The organism is Polaromonas sp. YR568 (assembly GCF_943369415.1).
Classification (GTDB): domain Bacteria; phylum Pseudomonadota; class Gammaproteobacteria; order Burkholderiales; family Burkholderiaceae_C; genus Polaromonas.
In genome coordinates, this window is sequence record NZ_CALRNF020000015.1 from 49,861 (window position 1) to 65,393 (window position 15,533).

A 15,533-nucleotide genomic window follows, 5' to 3' on the forward strand; every position below is an offset into this window, starting at 1 on the left:
GGGCGGCTTTTTCTTTTGGCGCAGTTGCGAGGGTCAACAGCATGAGTTCATTATGCACAACTCAAGTGACAGGGCAATCCTTTGTTGCTAACTGGCCTCAATAAGGTTTCAGGCGGCCTTTTTGAGGGCTTTGACGGCCTTGAGCACGTCGTCCACATGGCCGGGCACTTTCAGGCCGCGCCATTCTTCTTTGAGCTGGCCGTCGGCGCCCACCAGGAAGGTGCTGCGCTCTATGCCTTTGACCTTTTTGCCGTACATGATCTTGTTTTTGACCACGCCGAACATGTGGCACATTTTTTCTTCGGTGTCCGCAATCAGCTCGAACGGCAGTTCAAGCTTGGACTTGAATTCGTCGTGCGACTTCATGTTGTCGCGGGAGACGCCGAACACGGTGGCGCCGGCCTTGACGAAGTCCTTGTAGCGGTCGCGGAACTGCATGGCTTCCGTGGTGCAGCCTGGCGTGTTGTCCTTGGGGTAGAAGTACAACACCACGACCTTGCCGAGGTGGGATGTGTTGGAAACCTTGATGCCGCCGGTGGCGATCGCTTCAAATTCGGGGAGTGGTTTATTGACGACGACTGCCATACTGAGTAGACCCTGACGAAAGTAGTTGTAATTAGCCGCGCCTTTTGGCGACCTGCCCGGGAAGTCATCCTGGGTGTGGTGCCTAGTGCAACCCTAGATTTTACCCTGAAAGAGAGGGCATTTCAGCCCTCTGTTCCTTCTGTTTCAATCAGCAGGGCGGCAATCACCTGCCGGCCTTCTCCCGCGAGGATGTTGTAGGTGCGGCATGCCGCGAGCGTGTCCATGGTCTCAACGCCGATGCGGCGCTCCATCAGGGCGCGCATAAACGCCGGGGGTACGAAGCGCAGGCGGGTGCCGCTGCCGAAGATCACGAGCTCGGGCCGGGTTTCGGCCAGCAGGGCGAAATGCTCCGGCGTGAGTTCGTCAAAGCGCTTGCAGTTCCAGTCGAATTTCTCGCCGCGCGAGCCGATCACCACGCTGTGTTCGATCTTTTCGGCGACGCCGTCGCGCCCCAGGCCCACCCAGCCGGGGCCGTAGCCGAGGATGGACTGGACGTCGAGGCGGTCTGGCTGAAGTTTCATACGGATGATTCCGGGCGTTGTGAAGGCGTGGCGCGCGATGCGCGGGGCTTTGTGCGCCGCGTGTTTGCCGGCGAAAAACCTCTTTTATGTGGTCAAATTATAGATTCCGCCCGAATTTCCCGCCGCAATGCTGCTGCTTCTCCCCCGTTGACAGCAGGGTGAGTGGTGGGGTCCTTGCCCCAAATTTTCCTGAAGTTTCATGAAACCGATCACCAAATCCGCCAAGCTTGCCAACGTGCTTTACGACATCCGCGGCCCGATCATGGACGCCGCCAAGCAGATGGAAGAAGAGGGCCAGAAGCTCATCAAGCTCAATATCGGCAACCTGGCGGTGTTCGGTTTTGACGCGCCCGAAGAAGTCCAGCAGGACATGATCCGCAACCTGCCCGCGTCGGCCGGCTATTCGGACAGCAAGGGTATTTTTGCGGCGCGCAAGGCCGTGATGCACGAAACCCAGAAGCAGGGCATCAAAGGCGTCACGCTGGACGACATCTACCTCGGCAACGGCGCGAGCGAGCTGATTTCCATGGCCACCAACGCCCTGCTCGACGACGGCGACGAATTGCTGCTGCCGGCGCCCGATTACCCGCTGTGGACCGCTTCCACCAGCCTGTCAGGCGGCACGCCCGTGCACTATCTGTGCGACGAGAGCAACGGCTGGATGCCCAACCTCGACGACATCCGCGCCCGCATCACGCCCAGAACCAAGGCCATCGCGGTCATCAACCCCAACAACCCCACGGGCGCGCTGTATTCCGACGAACTGCTCAAGGGCATTGTTGCCATCGCGCGCGAACACGGCCTGGTCATCCTCGCGGACGAGGTCTATGACAAGGTGCTCTACGACGGCGTGAAACACACGGCCATTGCCAGCCTGTCCACCGACGTGCTGACGCTGACCTTCAACTCCCTCTCCAAGAGCTACCGTTCCTGCGGCTACCGCGCCGGCTGGCTGGTGGTGTCCGGTCCCAAGAAGCAGGCGCAGGACTACATTGAAGGCCTGAACATGCTGGCCAACATGAAGCTGTGCTCCAACGTGCCGGGCCAGTGGGCCATCCAGACCGCACTGGGCGGCTACCAGAGCATCAACGACCTGACCTGCGAAGGCGGGCGCCTGCGCCGCCAGCGCGACTTGGCTTATGAATTGATCACCGCCATCCCCGGCGTGACCTGCGTCAAGCCCAGTGCCGCGCTCTACATGTTCCCGCGCCTGGATCCCAAGGTCTACCCGATCAAGGACGATCGCCAGTTCTTCCTGGAACTCCTCAAGGAGACCAAGGTCATGCTGGTGCAGGGCACGGGCTTTAACTGGGCCGAACCGGACCACTTCCGTATCGTCTTCCTGCCGCACGAGGAAGACCTGCGCGAGGCCATAGGCCGCATTGCGAAGTTCCTCGAGAACTACCGCAACAACCGAATTTGATCCTGCATTCGGCCTCTTCCCTTTGTCGCGCCCCTTTTGGGCGCGGGTATCAAGATCAACGTAAAGCAAGACCTCAGCGACTATGAAACCGACGAATTTGAGCCCTATCCGGGTAGGCCTTCTGGGCATTGGCACCGTGGGCAGCGGCACTTACAACGTACTGCAGCGCAACCAGGAAGAAATCCGCCGCCGCGCCGGCCGCGGCATTGAGATCACCATGGTCGCCGACCTCGACGTGGTGCGCGCAAAGGCCGCTGTCGGCCCGGGCGTGCAGGTTGTGGACGACGCGCGCAAGGTCGTGGCCAGCCCCGACGTCGACATCGTGATCGAACTGATAGGCGGCTACGGCATCGCCAAACAGCTGGTGCTGGAAGCCATTGAAGCCGGCAAGCACGTGGTCACCGCCAACAAGGCGCTGCTGGCCGTGCACGGCACCGAGATTTTCGCGGCGGCCCACCGCAAGGGTGTGATGGTCGCGTTTGAAGCGGCCGTGGCCGGCGGCATTCCCATCATCAAGGCGCTGCGCGAAGGCCTTACCGCCAACAGCATCCAGTGGATCGCCGGCATCATCAACGGCACGACCAACTTCATCCTGTCCGAGATGCGTGACAAGGGCCTGGACTTCGACGTCGTGCTGAAAGAAGCGCAGCGCCTGGGCTACGCCGAAGCCGACCCCACCTTCGATATCGAAGGCGTGGACGCCGGCCACAAGGTCACGCTGATGTCGGCCATCGCCTTCGGCATCCCGGTGCAGTTCGACAAGGCTTACGTCGAAGGCATCACCGGCCTGGCCGCGCAGGACATCCGCTATGCCGAGCAACTGGGCTACCGCATCAAGCTGCTGGGCATCACCAAGCGCGCCGCCAACGGCATTGAACTGCGCGTGCATCCCAGCCTGGTGCCGGCCAAACGGCTGATCGCCAATGTCGAAGGCGCGATGAACGCCGTGGTGGTGCAGGGCGACGCCGTCGGCACCACGCTGTACTACGGCAAGGGTGCGGGCAGCGAGCCCACCGCCAGCGCCGTGATCGCCGACCTGGTCGACATCGCCCGCCTGCACACGGCCGACCCGGAACACCGCGTGCCGCACCTGGCCTTCCAGCCCGATGCGATGAGCGACCTGCCTGTCGTGCCCATGTCTGAAGTTGTCACCAGCTACTACCTCCGCCTGAAAGTCGCCGACGAAGCCGGTGTGCTGGCCAAGGTCACCGGCATCCTGGCCGGCGCGGGCATCAGCATTGACGCCGTGCTGCAGCGCGAAGCCGATGAAGTGGGCGGCGAGGGCTCCACCCACACCGACCTGATCATCCTCACGCACGAATGCGTGGAAGCGAAGATGAACGGCGCCCTGGCGCAAATGCAGGCACTGCCCACCGTGCTGGCGCCCATCACGCGCATCCGCAAGGAAGAGCTGGCATGAAGAGGTCTTGGCTGTCCGGTTTGCTTTTCGCTCTTGTGAGCGCAAGCTGTACCGCTCAACAGCCTGCGCAGGAAGACAGCTGTTACGGCAATCCCTTCGGAAAAGGCGCCGTCGACGCCATGAGGGTGACCTACGAAGGAAAAATCTCTCCGAAGGTCATTGTCGATTCGGCTGCCGTCACCGGCCCTTTCAGATCACCGCCTCTTGAGATAGCGACGATCCAGCGAGGGGCTTCCACGGAGTTCATTGGCGGGCATATCAATGATGGTCTGGCCAGTTGGACCGGCCTGGACCTGGACAGCCGCGAGATTGTCAGTGTCACGCGAACAGTCTGGGACAAAAGGGCGGCGATGAGCCGGCCTTTCGAGTTTCCCGCAGCTGGCAAATATCCGCCTGAAACGGTGGTTCGCAAGTGGACGTCCGAGGACGGAAACCGCAAGGAACTTGAAATCGTGCAGCGCTCCCCTCTGCGAGCAGAAGAGATTCAGGCCTTTGTCTGTCTGGCGAACATTGAGTGGGCACAGCCGCGCCGTCCGCCCCGAATGCGGCCCACCGATACGCTTTCGAGCCGCTTCACGCTGATCTCCATGGGACCGAAAGTCACTGCATCCCCTGCAGTCAAGGACATAGACCAGGATGGGGTGACTGGATTTATCCTGGATTCACTGCTGGCAAGTCGCCAGAGCATTTGGAAAAACTGAGCTGTCATGCAATACATCTCCACACGCGGGCACGCTGACCGCAAACGCTTTTGTGAAATCCTGCTGGAAGGCCTCGCGCCCGACGGGGGGCTGTACTTACCCGAGCAGTATCCGCAGGTGGATGCCGCCACGCTGCGGAAGTGGCGCGGCCTGTCCTACGCCGAACTGGCGTTCGAGGTCCTTTCGCTCTATGTCGACGACATCCCCGCCGCCGACCTCAAAGGCATCTGCAACAAGACCTACACCGAAGCGGTGTTCGGCACGAAAACCATCGTCCCGCTGAAAAAGCTCGAAGACGGCCTCTACCTCGAAGCCCTGTCCAACGGCCCCACGCTGGCCTTCAAGGACATGGCCATGCAACTGCTGGGCAACCTTTTCGAATATGAACTGGCGCGCCGCGGCGAAGAACTCAACATCCTGGGCGCCACCAGCGGCGACACCGGCAGTGCGGCCGAATACGCCATGCGCGGCAAAAAGGGCGTGCGCGTCTTCATGACCTCGCCGAACGGCCGCATGAGTCCTTTCCAGCAGGCGCAGATGTTCAGCCTGCAGGATGAAAACATCCACAACATCGCGGTCGAAGGTGTGTTCGACGATTGCCAGGACATCGTCAAGGCCGTGTCCAACGACCTGGCCTTCAAGCGCCAGTACAAAATCGGCACCGTCAACTCCATCAACTGGGCGCGCCTGATGGCCCAGGTGGTGTACTACTTCGCCGGCTACTTCCAGGCCACGAAAAGCGACACCGAAAAGGTCGACTTCACCGTGCCCTCGGGCAACTTCGGCAACGTCTGCGCCGGCCACGTGGCCCGCATGATGGGCCTGCCGATCGGCAAGCTGGTGGTGGCCACCAACGAAAACGACGTGCTCGACGAGTTCTTCCGCACCGGCGTTTATCGCGTGCGCGGCAGCGCCGACACGCATGAAACCTCCAGCCCGTCCATGGACATCTCCAAGGCCTCGAACTTCGAGCGCTTTGTGTTTGACATGCTGGGCCGCGACGGCGCCAAAACCAAGGCCTTGTTCCATGACCAGCTCGGCAGCCAGGGCCGCTTTGACCTGAGCGCGGAAGCCGCCTTCAAGTCGGCCGCGCAGCGCTACGGCTTTGTGAGCGGCAAGAGCACCCATGCGGACCGCCTCGCCACGATCCGCGACACCCACAAACGCTTCGGCACCACCATAGACACCCACACCGCCGACGGCGTGAAGGTGGCGCGTGAGCATCTCCAGGCCGGCGTGCCCATGATCGTGCTGGAAACCGCGCTGCCGATCAAGTTCGCGGCCACCATTGAGGAAGCGCTGGGCCATGTGCCTGAGCGGCCCGCAAAGTTTGAAGGTATCGAAGCCCTGCCCAAGCGCGTCAAGCTGCTGCCCGCCGATGCGGCCGTGATCAAGCGCTACATTGCCGACCATGTGGATTGAACCCGGCCGTGGCCCCGCCTTGAAAGCCCCGAGATGAACGTTGTCGGCCTCGCTGGTTATTCCGGGTCCGGCAAGACCACGCTGGTGGAAAAGCTGATCCCCGCGCTCAAGGCCAGGGGCTTGCGCGTGTCGGTGGTCAAGCATGCCCACCACAAATTCGACATAGACCATCCCGGCAAGGACACGTTCCGCCATCGCGCGGCCGGCGCCTTCGAGGTGGTGGTGGCTTCGGAAAACCGGCTGGCACTGATGCGCGAGTTTGAAAAGCCCTCCCAGCTCACGGTGCACCAGCTGATCGCCGAACTCTACGGCGGCGTGGATTGGGTGCTGGTCGAAGGCTTCAAGAACAGCGATCTGCTCAAGATCGAAGTCTGGCGCGGCCCCTCGGCCGGACAGCCGACCAAGCCATCCCTCTACATGGACGACGACTTCATCGTCGCCATCGCCACCGACACTCCCGGCCAGCTGCCCCAGTCAACCTTGCGCCCGGTGCTGGATTTGAACGATGCCGAGGCCGTGGCCGATTACCTGGTCAACAATCAGGATCGTTTCTCGTATTCGTTCGAAGACCGTTTCGATTAGCCATCGCCAAGGTTTTGCGCTCCGTTCCGTTCATGCTTTTGTTCCGGACACACCGCCCATGAGTTCTGCTTTCAACACGACCGCCAGTGCCGCACCGGCGCCTCAGCCCGCCCGGGCTCCGCTGAAGCCACTGGATCAGGCCCTGGCCGAACTGATGGCCCGCGCGGCGCCATTGCCCGGCACGGAGGCCGTTTCCACTTTCGACGCCGACGGCCGCGTGCTGGCCCAGGAGCTGGTGTCCAGCCTTGACGTGCCGGCGCACGACAACAGCGCCATGGACGGCTACGCGTTGCGCGCGGCTGACTGGGCCGAAGGCGCGGTACTGCCGGTCAGCCAGCGCATTCCCGCCGGCAGCACCGGCCATGCGCTGGCCGCAGGCACCGCGGCGCGCATCTTCACCGGTGCGCCCGTCCCGACCGGCGCCGATGCGGTGGTGATGCAGGAGGATTGCGAGGCCGTCGAAACCGGTGTGCGCATCAAGACCCAACCCCGGCCCGGCCAATCGATTCGCCGCCGCGGCGAGGATGTGGCCGCCGGCGCCGTGGTGCTGCGCAGGGGCGAACGCCTCACGCCCGCCTCGCTGGGCCTGGCCGCCAGCATAGGCTTTGACACACTGCAGGTGGCGCCCCGTGTGCGCGTGGCCTTGTTCTCCACCGGCGACGAACTCGTCATGCCCGGCGAGGTCGCACCGGCGGACATGAAGCCCGGCGCCATCTACAACTCCAACCGCTTCTTCCTGCGCGCCTTGCTGCTGCGCCTGGGCTGCACCGTGACGGACCTGGGCATCGTGCCCGACCGTCTCGATGCCACCGTGGCTGCGCTGAAAGAAGCGAGCGAACAGCACGACCTGATCCTCACCAGCGGCGGTGTTTCCGTCGGTGAGGAGGACCACATCAAGCCGGCCGTGCAGGCCTTGGGCGAACTGGTCCTTTGGCAGATGGCGATCAAGCCGGGCAAACCGTTTGCCTATGGCAAGGTCGGCGGCTCGCACTTCATCGGCCTGCCGGGCAACCCGGTGTCCAGCTTTGTGACCTTTCTGGTGCTGGTACGGCCCTTTCTGCTCCGGTTGCAGAGTGCATCCGAAGTGGCCGTCCAGCCCATCGGAGTCCCGGCGCATTTCGATTGGCCCAAGGCCGACAAGCGCCGCGAGTTCCTGCGTGTGAAGCGCGACGCCGCCGGCGGATTGGAGCTGTTCAACAACCAGGGGTCGGGCGTGCTGACCTCCGCCGTCTGGGGCGACGGGTTCGTCGACAACCCGGCCGGCGTGGCGATTGCCCGTGGCGATACCGTGCAGTTCATCCCGTTTTCGGCGCTGATGGCTTAGCGCGCCACACAAGGCCTTTGCATGAAAGTCACGATCAAATACTTTGCCTCTATCCGCGAGGCCATAGGGCAGGGCAGCGAGGTGCGCGACACCACCGCCGCCACGCTGGCGGCCCTGCGCGACGAGCTGCTCACGGCCACGCCCGCGCATGCCGCCAGCCTGGCGCGCGGCAGGTCGGTGCGCATGGCGCTCAACCAGGTCATGAGCGATGAAGCGGCTCTGCTCAGCGATGGCTGCGAAGTCGCCTTCTTTCCGCCCGTGACCGGGGGCTGAGCGGGCTCAGCCCCATCAAGCCGCCAGCGCGTCCAGCCGCTGAAGGCGTTCCACCAGCGCGGCGGAGGCCCGTGTCATCGGGCTGCGCAGCTCATTGCGCAGCAGGCCGCGCTCCGCGAGGAGCGCCTTGAGCGGCCCCGGATTGGGTTCGTCAAACAGGCCTTCGATCAGCGGCTGCAGCGGCGCCCACAGCGCCTGGGCCCCGGCCAGGTCGCCCGCCCGGATGCGCCGCATCACCTCCACGAAGCGAGCCGTGTGCAGATGGGCCGCCGCCGCAATCGCACCCCGGCCGCCCTGCGCCACGGTGCTGAAAATATTCGCATCCTCGCCCGCCAGCACCTGCAGCCGCCCGTCTTCAATCAGGGCCTGCGTTTTCGCCGGGTCGCCGCCGCAATCCTTGAGCGCCTGGATGCGCGGGTGGTCCGCCAGCGCCAGGATGGTTTCAAGGTCCAGGCGGCTGCCGGTGCGGTAGGGGATGTCGTAGAGGATCACCGGCACGGCGCTCACGTCGGCCAGCGCGGTGAACCATTCGATCAGGCCGGCCTGGGAGGGGCGGATATAGCTGGGCGCCGGCAGCAGGATGCCGGCCAGGCCCAGCGCGCCCAGGGCCTTGATGCGCGCCGCCGTCTGGCCCAGGTGGTAACCCGACAGGCCCATGACCACGGGCAGGCCGGGTGCCTCGTTCATCACGGTATGCAGCGTCTGCAGCTGCTCGTCCTTATCCAGGGCGGCGGCCTCGCCGGTGGAGCCGCAGACCACCAGCCCGGCGATGCCGCTGCTGCGGTAGTGCGCCACCAGGCGCTTTAACGCGGCCCTGTCGACCTGGCCCTGGTCAAACGGGGTGACGAGTGGAATCCACAGTCCGGAGAAATCGGTGCTGGCCTGACTGGCATTGAACGCTGTTTGCATGAAGACACATCCCAAAAAACTGACCGGCTTGAAAGGCCGCCATCAGAACAAGAGAAGGGTGTCCGCAAAAGACTTGAAGAAGTAACCGGCGGTTCCATCGCTCATTCGACGACGGAACCGCAGCCCCGGTCAAATGAGCAACGGTTTTTTCGATTTGCTGGCGCACGTCCCAAGGCCACGGGCACTGTCGTGCGTCCGGGTGGCGAGGGGGTGAGTGCGGCCAGTCATGCGGCAAATCTTATCGCAGGCGGCCGCTTTCAGGGTGGGTGAGTGGCAAAATTGCCACTATGGCCACTCCCCGCGTCCTGATCACCACCGGCGACTTCAATCTCTCCGAAGAGGTCGCCGCACTGCGCGCCGGCGACAAGCGGGTGGGCGCCGTCTGCACTTTCACGGGCACGGTGAGGGACCGCAACGACGGCCTGAGCGTCAGCAGCATGGAGCTGGAGCATTACCCCGGCATGACCGAAAAAGCCATCGAAGCGATGATCGACGAGGCCATGGCGCGCTTTGACATCTTCGGCGCGCGTGTGGTCCACCGTGTCGGCCTGCTGCAGCCCCTGGACCAGGTCGTGCTGGTGGCCGTGACGTCCGCGCACCGCGGCGAAAGCTTCAAGGCCTGCGAGTTCCTGATGGATTACCTCAAGACGCAGGCGCCGTTCTGGAAAAAAGAAGAGACGCCCGAGGGCGCGCGCTGGGTGGATGCGCGCGTGACCGACGATGCGGCGCTAGCCAAGTGGGGCATTGTGGCGCCTAATGCCTGAATGTCGGCTATCCCGGCTCAGTTCAGGTACCTGGGTTTTTCCATAAGGTCCGGCGGCTCGGGCGTGTCGGCCGCCTCGCCAATACCGGAATCGGGCGGTAATTTGAGCCATTGGGATTTCGTGATGCCCTTGTCCAGCAGCTGCAACAAACCCTGGGTGAGCTGGGCGCTGATGGCGATTCGCACGTTGCGTCCCGGTTCGGGCAGCTTTTCGATGAAGTCCAGCTGTACCTTGCCGGATTTCAGTAAAGCCATTTTGACTTCCGTGACCAGCAGCGGTTCTTTTCCCATCGGCAGCGCGGCATCCGTGGCCTGGTAGGGCGTCTTGAAATCGCCCGCATGGGCCAGAGCTTCCTTGTTGAAGTTTTCCAGCATGCGCTGGCGCTGGATGTCCGGCGGCGCCGCCGGATCGATGTTTTCAGTCTGCCGCGCCAACTGGTCGGCGGCGGTTTTTTTCAAGGCCGGCATCAGGGAAAGCGTCATGCGGCGGGTCAGCCACAGGCGCAATTCTTCGCTTTCACGGCTGCTGATGCGCGCCAGGAGCCTGTCCTGCTCCTGGTGGTAGATCACCGAGATCTGGTGGATGTTCATGGGTTGATTTTAGGCTTGGTGCTACCTGCAGGCGCTTGAAAAAGAGGCCAAGCCCCTCACATACTCTTCAATACCATCCGGGCGGGCTTGAGCCATGCCCGCCGGAACCCAAGGAGCCTTATTCATGCGACAAGACAAACTGACCACCAAATTCCAGGAAGCCCTGAGCGACGCGCAATCCCTCGCGCTCGGCAACGACAACGGCTACATCGAGCCGGTCCACCTGCTGGCCGCCATGCTGCGCCAGGACGACGGCCCGCGCGCGCTGCTGGAAAAAGCCGGCGTCAACGTGGGCGGCCTCACGCAGGCGGCCGACGCCGCCGTCAAGAAGCTGCCGCAGGTGCAGGGCCAGGACCAGATCCAGGTCGGCCCCGAGCTCGCCAAGCTGCTGCAGGCCACTGAAAAAGAAGCCATCAAGCGCAACGACCAGTTCATCGCCGGTGAACTCTTCCTGCTGGCCGTGGCCGACAGCAAGAGCGACGCGGGCCGCCTGGCCAAAGAGAACGGCCTGACCCGCAAGGCGCTGGAAGCGGCGATCGACGCCGTGCGCGGCGGCCAGGGCGTGAACAGCGCCGACGCCGAAGGCCAGCGCGAAGCTCTCAAGAAATACTGCATGGACCTGACCGAGCGCGCCCGCATGGGCAAGCTCGACCCGGTCATCGGCCGCGACGACGAAATCCGCCGCGCCATCCAGGTGCTGCAGCGCCGCACCAAGAACAACCCCGTGCTGATCGGCGAGCCCGGCGTCGGCAAGACCGCCATCGTCGAAGGCCTGGCCCAGCGAATCGTGGCCGGCGAAGTGCCGGATTCCCTCAAGGGCAAACGCGTGCTGTCGCTCGACATGGCCGCGCTGCTGGCCGGCGCCAAGTTCCGCGGCGAGTTTGAAGAGCGCCTGAAAACCGTGCTCAACGAACTGGCCAAGGACGAAGGCCAGACCATCGTCTTTATCGACGAACTGCACACCATGGTGGGCGCCGGCAAGGCCGAAGGCGCCATGGACGCGGGCAACATGCTCAAGCCCGCGCTGGCCCGCGGCGAGCTGCACTGCGTGGGCGCCACCACACTGGACGAATACCGCAAGTACATCGAAAAAGACGCCGCGCTGGAGCGCCGCTTCCAGAAAATCCTGGTGGGCGAGCCCACCGTGGAGGCCACCATCGCCATCCTGCGCGGCCTGCAGGAAAAGTACGAAGAGCACCACGGCGTGCAGATCACCGACCCGGCCATCGTCGCCGCGGCCGAGCTGAGCCACCGCTACATCACCGACCGTTTCCTGCCCGACAAGGCCATCGACCTGATCGACGAGGCCGCGGCCAAGATCAAGATCGAGATGGACTCCAAGCCCGAGGTCATGGACAAGCTCGACCGCCGGCTGATCCAGCTGCAGATCGAGCGCGAAGCCGTGCGCCGCGAAAAAGACGAGTCCTCGAAAAAGCGCTTCGACCTGATCGAGGAAGAAATCGCCAAGCTGCAAAAAGAGATCTCCGACCTCGACGAAATCTGGCAGGCAGAAAAAGCCCAGGCGCTCGGCTCCAAGGACGTCATGGAGGAAATCGGCCGCATCCGCTTCCAGATCGAGGAATTCACCCGCAAGGGCGACTTCAACAAGGTCGCCGAGCTGCAATACGGCAAGCTGCCCGAACTCGAAAAGCGCCTGAAGGAAGCGCAGGACACCGAAGCCAGCAAAGGCAAGTCCAACGCGCCCACGCTGCTGCGCACCCAGGTCGGCGCCGAAGAGATCGCCGAGGTTGTGGCGCGCGCCACCGGCATTCCCGTCAGCAAGCTGATGCAGGGCGAGCGCGACAAGCTGCTGCAGATGGAGGGCAAGCTGCACGAGCGTGTGGTCGGCCAGGAGGAAGCCATAGGCGCGGTGGCCAACGCGATCCGCCGTTCACGCTCGGGCCTGAGCGACCCGAACCGCCCCACGGGCTCCTTCCTGTTCCTCGGCCCCACGGGCGTCGGCAAGACCGAACTGTGCAAGGCGCTGGCCGGCTTCCTGTTCGACAGCGAAGACCACCTGATCCGCATCGACATGAGCGAGTTCATGGAAAAGCACTCGGTGGCGCGCCTGATAGGCGCGCCCCCCGGCTATGTCGGCTATGAAGAGGGCGGCTACCTGACCGAAGCCGTGCGCCGCAAGCCCTACAGCGTGCTGCTGCTCGACGAGGTCGAAAAAGCCCACCCCGACGTGTTCAATGTGCTGCTGCAGGTGCTGGACGACGGCCGCCTGACCGACGGCCAGGGCCGCACTGTGGACTTCAAGAACACCGTGATCGTCATGACCAGCAACATCGGCTCGCCCATCATCCAGTCCATGGTCGGCAAGCCCACGGAAGAGATCAAGGACGCGGTGACGGATGAGCTCAAAAACTACTTCCGTCCCGAGTTCCTGAACCGGATCGACGAGACCGTGGTGTTCCATGCGCTCGACGCGAAGAACATCGAGTCCATCGCGCGCATCCAGCTCAAGGTGCTGGTGGCCCGGCTGCAGAAGATGGACCTCACGCTGGACGTGTCGGAAGCGGCCATTGCCGAGCTCGCCAAGGTCGGCTTCGACCCGGTGTTCGGCGCCAGGCCGCTCAAGCGGGCCATCCAGCAGCGCATCGAGAACCCGCTCAGCAAGCTGCTGCTGGAAGGGCGCTTCCCGCCCAAGAGCACCATCCCGGTGGATGTGGACCCGATTCGGAACCCGGGCGTGTTCAAGTTCGAATCGACGGTTCACTAACGCCGTTCACTAAGGCCGTCTACCAAGACCGGTCCGCAAGGTTTCATGGTGACCTTGCAAACCCGCCCTGGCGCAAGCCGGGGCGGGTTCTTTTTTCGGGGTGTGCAAACCTGCGGATGAGCCGCAAATGCTGAATCGTCCTACAAGCCTGCCAGCGCGTGCGGCCTACCATCACTTTCTGTTCTACGGAAGTGATGACATGTCCATTTGCCTTGTCCGTGCCGCCTTACCCGCCGCCTGGGTGCTGGCGTGCCTGGGCGTGTGTATGGATGCGAATGCCCAGGCGGCGCAAGGCACGTCCCTCCCGACGGTAACGATCAGCGCCAAGGCCAACCGCGACCCCGTTGAGAAGTCTTACCGCAAGATGATCCGCGGCATGGACCTCTTCGAGCGCGAGAAAAAAAGCATGGCACCCGATGCCTCGCTGCGCTTCAAGCTGTTGCCGCGCCGGCGCGAGACGGACATGAATGCGATTGACCTGGAGGTGATAGGGACCACCATCGATTTCCCCGTGCCCATCGCGCCCGACCACACCTTCACGATGCCGCGCAACCCGAAAGCCTACGACGAGAACGCGCAGGTCATCCCGAACCGCAAGGCGCAGACCATGACCTGGCGCAGCGAAATCCGCACGCCGGGGTTGCCGCCGGGCACGCGGCGCCTGGGCGACCTGCGGCTGGAGTGCCGGGTGGGCATGGAGTCGGGCCTGGTGTCCCGCGGCACCAGCATCATCAGCGCCATCACCGGCGCCATATTCGACACGCCCGCTTACTGCGACCAGAAGGCGCCGCTCTACCTGTTCTTTGCGGAGCGGCCGCTGTTCAGCGTCACGCTGGCGTCCGGCGAGCGCCGTGAGATCCTGCCCGTTGCCATGCTCTACGCCGCCGCGAGCGACGACCCCAAGCTGGACAGGGACCTGCCCGATTGCGATTGCGAGGTGCTGGTGGACCGCACTTACTTCCTGCCGCTGGACGACCGCAGCTGGGCTGACGACACGCTGGTCGAATTTGAGTACATGGAGGGCGGGTCATGACGGCGCGCCTCGGTCTGCTGCTCGCGTGCTGTTTGGGGCTGGCGGCCTGCGCGGGGCCGGGCGGCCATGGCGCCGACGACCTTCAGCCGCCCTTTCGCGACAAGGCCCTGACCATGCAAAGCGCGCAGGGGATGTTGATCGCGGGGACCAGCACCAAAGCCGATGTCGCTGCCGCCCTCGGCCCTGCGGCCGTCGTCCGCTTTGACAGCGGCTACGAGGTATGGGCTTACCGCGAGAAGCCCCCCAGGAGCACCGCACCGGGGGCCGAGTTCGTGATCCTGTTTACGCCGTCCGGCGTCGTGCAGAAAACACGGATACGGCCCCGATACGCACTGCGGGCGCAGTAGCTTGCGGTTTCAGTCCCCCAGACCCACAAAGATGTTCTGCACGTCGTCGTTGGCATCGACGGCGGCCAGGAAAGCTTCGACCTCTTCAAGTTCCGCCGCGCTCAGGGTCGCGGGGTTGACCGGGTTTTTGGCTTTGTAGCCCAGCTTCGCCGACAGCACGGTAAAGCCCTGCGCGGGCAGGGCGCGGCTCACCAGGTCCAGGTCGGCGTGGTCGGTCAGGAACATGGTCGTGCCTTCTTCCTCGCCGGGCTCGAAGTCCTGGGCGCCGGCTTCGATCGCCGCCAGTTCGGGGTCGGCGCCGGCGGCCAGCGGCTCGGCTTCAATCATGCCCACATGGTCGAAGTCCCAGGAGACCGAACCCGAAGTGCCCAGGTGCCCCTTGCGGAACAGCACGCGGATTTCAGAGGCCGTGCGGTTGAGGTTGTCGGTCAGGCATTCGACCATCAGGGGCACGCGGTGCGGCGCGAAACCTTCGTAGATCACGTGCTCGAAATGCACCGCGTCGCCCGTGAGGCCGGCGCCTTTCTTGATGGCGCGCTCCAGGGTTTCCTTGGGCATGGAGACCTTGCGGGCCTGCTCCACCACCAGCCGCAGGCGGGCGTTAGACGCCGGATCGGCCCCGTTGCGCGCCGCGACCATGATTTCCTTGGCCAGCTTGCCGAATACGCGTCCCCTGGCGTTCGCGGCCAGTTCCTTGCCTTTTGCTTTCCACTGCGCGCCCATGTTCGATGTTCCTTGGTGTAGCGGCGCTCCGGGCGCCTTGTTGTGTTGTGACGTGACCCGCCGCGCGTGAGGGGAAGGGCGCGGAACCGGGGCTCTGGTTATACACCCGCAGCCGCAAAAAACTGCCGGCGGGAGGGTTTTCTGCGATTTTGGTGACCCTAAAGAGGATCCGGGTGTGCTTTCAGGCGCCG

Annotated in this window: 16 protein-coding genes; 11 read left to right on the forward strand and 5 right to left on the reverse strand. The window is 63.8% G+C overall.

Translation table 11 applies throughout. The annotated features are described in order from the left end of the window. Positions 1-108: 108 nt before the first annotated feature. Positions 109-585 (reverse strand): peroxiredoxin, encoded by a 477-nt coding sequence (locus ACLV74_RS11365; RefSeq protein ID WP_092128171.1) that lies wholly within the window; start codon positions 583-585, stop codon positions 109-111. A gap of 122 nt (positions 586-707) precedes the next feature. Then, positions 708-1,106, reverse strand: coding sequence for an Mth938-like domain-containing protein (locus tag ACLV74_RS11370; RefSeq protein ID WP_411879503.1), 399 nt, complete (start codon positions 1,104-1,106; stop codon positions 708-710). Positions 1,107-1,305: 199 nt separating this feature from the next. On the opposite strand from ACLV74_RS11370, the gene ACLV74_RS11375 reads away from it, so the two are divergent. The 7 genes from ACLV74_RS11375 (at position 1,306) to ACLV74_RS11405 (ending at position 8,251) form a co-directional block, all read left to right on the forward strand. Continuing rightward, entirely contained in the window at positions 1,306-2,529 is a 1,224-nt protein-coding gene (locus ACLV74_RS11375) for a pyridoxal phosphate-dependent aminotransferase (RefSeq protein WP_411879504.1), read from the forward strand. A gap of 97 nt (positions 2,530-2,626) precedes the next feature. Then, the gene (locus ACLV74_RS11380) at positions 2,627-3,949 is read left to right on the forward strand and encodes a homoserine dehydrogenase (protein ID WP_411879561.1); all 1,323 of its coding nucleotides are present in this window, start codon (positions 2,627-2,629) and stop codon (positions 3,947-3,949) included. After that, on the forward strand, positions 3,946-4,650 hold the full coding sequence (locus ACLV74_RS11385; RefSeq protein ID WP_411879505.1) for a hypothetical protein: 705 nt from the start codon (positions 3,946-3,948) through the stop codon (positions 4,648-4,650). The genes ACLV74_RS11380 and ACLV74_RS11385 overlap by 4 nt, the downstream gene beginning before the upstream one ends. Positions 4,651-4,656: 6 nt before the next feature. Beyond that, positions 4,657-6,072 carry a threonine synthase gene (gene thrC, locus ACLV74_RS11390; RefSeq protein ID WP_411879506.1) on the forward strand — a complete coding sequence of 472 codons (1,416 nt, stop codon included), beginning with the start codon at positions 4,657-4,659 and terminating at the stop codon, positions 6,070-6,072. Between the two features lie 33 nt (positions 6,073-6,105). Then, complete coding sequence (gene mobB, locus ACLV74_RS11395) at positions 6,106-6,654, forward strand: molybdopterin-guanine dinucleotide biosynthesis protein B (protein ID WP_411879507.1); 549 nt, start codon at positions 6,106-6,108, stop codon at positions 6,652-6,654. A gap of 58 nt (positions 6,655-6,712) precedes the next feature. Continuing rightward, positions 6,713-7,978, forward strand: coding sequence for a gephyrin-like molybdotransferase Glp (gene glp / locus ACLV74_RS11400; protein WP_411879508.1), 1,266 nt, complete (start codon positions 6,713-6,715; stop codon positions 7,976-7,978). A gap of 21 nt (positions 7,979-7,999) precedes the next feature. Then, positions 8,000-8,251: a MoaD/ThiS family protein gene (locus ACLV74_RS11405; protein WP_411879509.1), complete on the forward strand. Its 252-nt coding sequence runs from the start codon at positions 8,000-8,002 to the stop codon at positions 8,249-8,251. A 15-nt stretch (positions 8,252-8,266) separates the two neighbouring features. On the opposite strand, the gene dapA is transcribed toward ACLV74_RS11405, so the two are convergent. Beyond that, a complete protein-coding gene (dapA, locus tag ACLV74_RS11410) occupies positions 8,267-9,160 on the reverse strand; it encodes a 4-hydroxy-tetrahydrodipicolinate synthase (protein ID WP_411879510.1) in 894 nt (297 codons plus the stop codon). Between the two features lie 287 nt (positions 9,161-9,447). Here dapA and ACLV74_RS11415 point away from each other — a divergent pair, with 287 nt between their 5' ends. After that, positions 9,448-9,924, forward strand: coding sequence for a molybdenum cofactor biosynthesis protein MoaE (locus ACLV74_RS11415; protein ID WP_411879511.1), 477 nt, complete (start codon positions 9,448-9,450; stop codon positions 9,922-9,924). Between the two features lie 17 nt (positions 9,925-9,941). On the opposite strand, the gene ACLV74_RS11420 is transcribed toward ACLV74_RS11415, so the two are convergent. After that, positions 9,942-10,514, reverse strand: a complete 573-nt coding sequence (locus tag ACLV74_RS11420; RefSeq protein ID WP_411879512.1) for a hypothetical protein — start codon at positions 10,512-10,514, stop codon at positions 9,942-9,944. 124 nt (positions 10,515-10,638) lie between these two features. Between ACLV74_RS11420 and clpB the strand changes: the two genes are divergently transcribed. The 3 genes from clpB to ACLV74_RS11435 all read left to right on the forward strand — a co-directional run bounded on the left by clpB (position 10,639) and on the right by ACLV74_RS11435 (position 14,619). Next, positions 10,639-13,239 carry an ATP-dependent chaperone ClpB gene (gene clpB, locus ACLV74_RS11425; RefSeq protein ID WP_411879513.1) on the forward strand — a complete coding sequence of 867 codons (2,601 nt, stop codon included), beginning with the start codon at positions 10,639-10,641 and terminating at the stop codon, positions 13,237-13,239. Positions 13,240-13,438: 199 nt separating this feature from the next. Continuing rightward, a complete protein-coding gene (locus tag ACLV74_RS11430; protein ID WP_411879514.1) occupies positions 13,439-14,272 on the forward strand; it encodes a hypothetical protein in 834 nt (277 codons plus the stop codon). Continuing rightward, a complete protein-coding gene (locus tag ACLV74_RS11435; protein WP_411879515.1) occupies positions 14,269-14,619 on the forward strand; it encodes a hypothetical protein in 351 nt (116 codons plus the stop codon). The genes ACLV74_RS11430 and ACLV74_RS11435 overlap by 4 nt, the downstream gene beginning before the upstream one ends. Positions 14,620-14,628: 9 nt before the next feature. Here the strand turns inward: ACLV74_RS11435 and ACLV74_RS11440 are convergent, their stop codons facing one another. Continuing rightward, positions 14,629-15,342, reverse strand: a complete 714-nt coding sequence (locus tag ACLV74_RS11440; RefSeq protein ID WP_411879516.1) for a YebC/PmpR family DNA-binding transcriptional regulator — start codon at positions 15,340-15,342, stop codon at positions 14,629-14,631. Between the last annotated feature and the right edge of the window lie 191 nt (positions 15,343-15,533).

Bases quoted from the DNA above. Each gene is read 5' to 3' on its own strand.
- mobB (WP_411879507.1), top strand. From the start codon at position 6,106: ATGAACGTTGTCGGCCTCGCTGGTTATTCCGGGTCCGGCAAGACCACG.
- thrC (WP_411879506.1), top strand. From the start codon at position 4,657: ATGCAATACATCTCCACACGCGGGCACGCTGACCGCAAACGCTTTTGT.
- ACLV74_RS11370 (WP_411879503.1), bottom strand. From the start codon at position 1,106: ATGAAACTTCAGCCAGACCGCCTCGACGTCCAGTCCATCCTCGGCTAC.
- ACLV74_RS11365 (WP_092128171.1), bottom strand. From the start codon at position 585: ATGGCAGTCGTCGTCAATAAACCACTCCCCGAATTTGAAGCGATCGCC.
- ACLV74_RS11415 (WP_411879511.1), top strand. From the start codon at position 9,448: ATGGCCACTCCCCGCGTCCTGATCACCACCGGCGACTTCAATCTCTCC.
- ACLV74_RS11420 (WP_411879512.1), bottom strand. From the start codon at position 10,514: ATGAACATCCACCAGATCTCGGTGATCTACCACCAGGAGCAGGACAGG.
- dapA (WP_411879510.1), bottom strand. From the start codon at position 9,160: ATGCAAACAGCGTTCAATGCCAGTCAGGCCAGCACCGATTTCTCCGGA.
- ACLV74_RS11440 (WP_411879516.1), bottom strand. From the start codon at position 15,342: ATGGGCGCGCAGTGGAAAGCAAAAGGCAAGGAACTGGCCGCGAACGCC.
- ACLV74_RS11405 (WP_411879509.1), top strand. From the start codon at position 8,000: ATGAAAGTCACGATCAAATACTTTGCCTCTATCCGCGAGGCCATAGGG.
- ACLV74_RS11435 (WP_411879515.1), top strand. From the start codon at position 14,269: ATGACGGCGCGCCTCGGTCTGCTGCTCGCGTGCTGTTTGGGGCTGGCG.
- ACLV74_RS11430 (WP_411879514.1), top strand. From the start codon at position 13,439: ATGTCCATTTGCCTTGTCCGTGCCGCCTTACCCGCCGCCTGGGTGCTG.
- glp (WP_411879508.1), top strand. From the start codon at position 6,713: ATGAGTTCTGCTTTCAACACGACCGCCAGTGCCGCACCGGCGCCTCAG.
- ACLV74_RS11375 (WP_411879504.1), top strand. From the start codon at position 1,306: ATGAAACCGATCACCAAATCCGCCAAGCTTGCCAACGTGCTTTACGAC.
- ACLV74_RS11385 (WP_411879505.1), top strand. From the start codon at position 3,946: ATGAAGAGGTCTTGGCTGTCCGGTTTGCTTTTCGCTCTTGTGAGCGCA.
- clpB (WP_411879513.1), top strand. From the start codon at position 10,639: ATGCGACAAGACAAACTGACCACCAAATTCCAGGAAGCCCTGAGCGAC.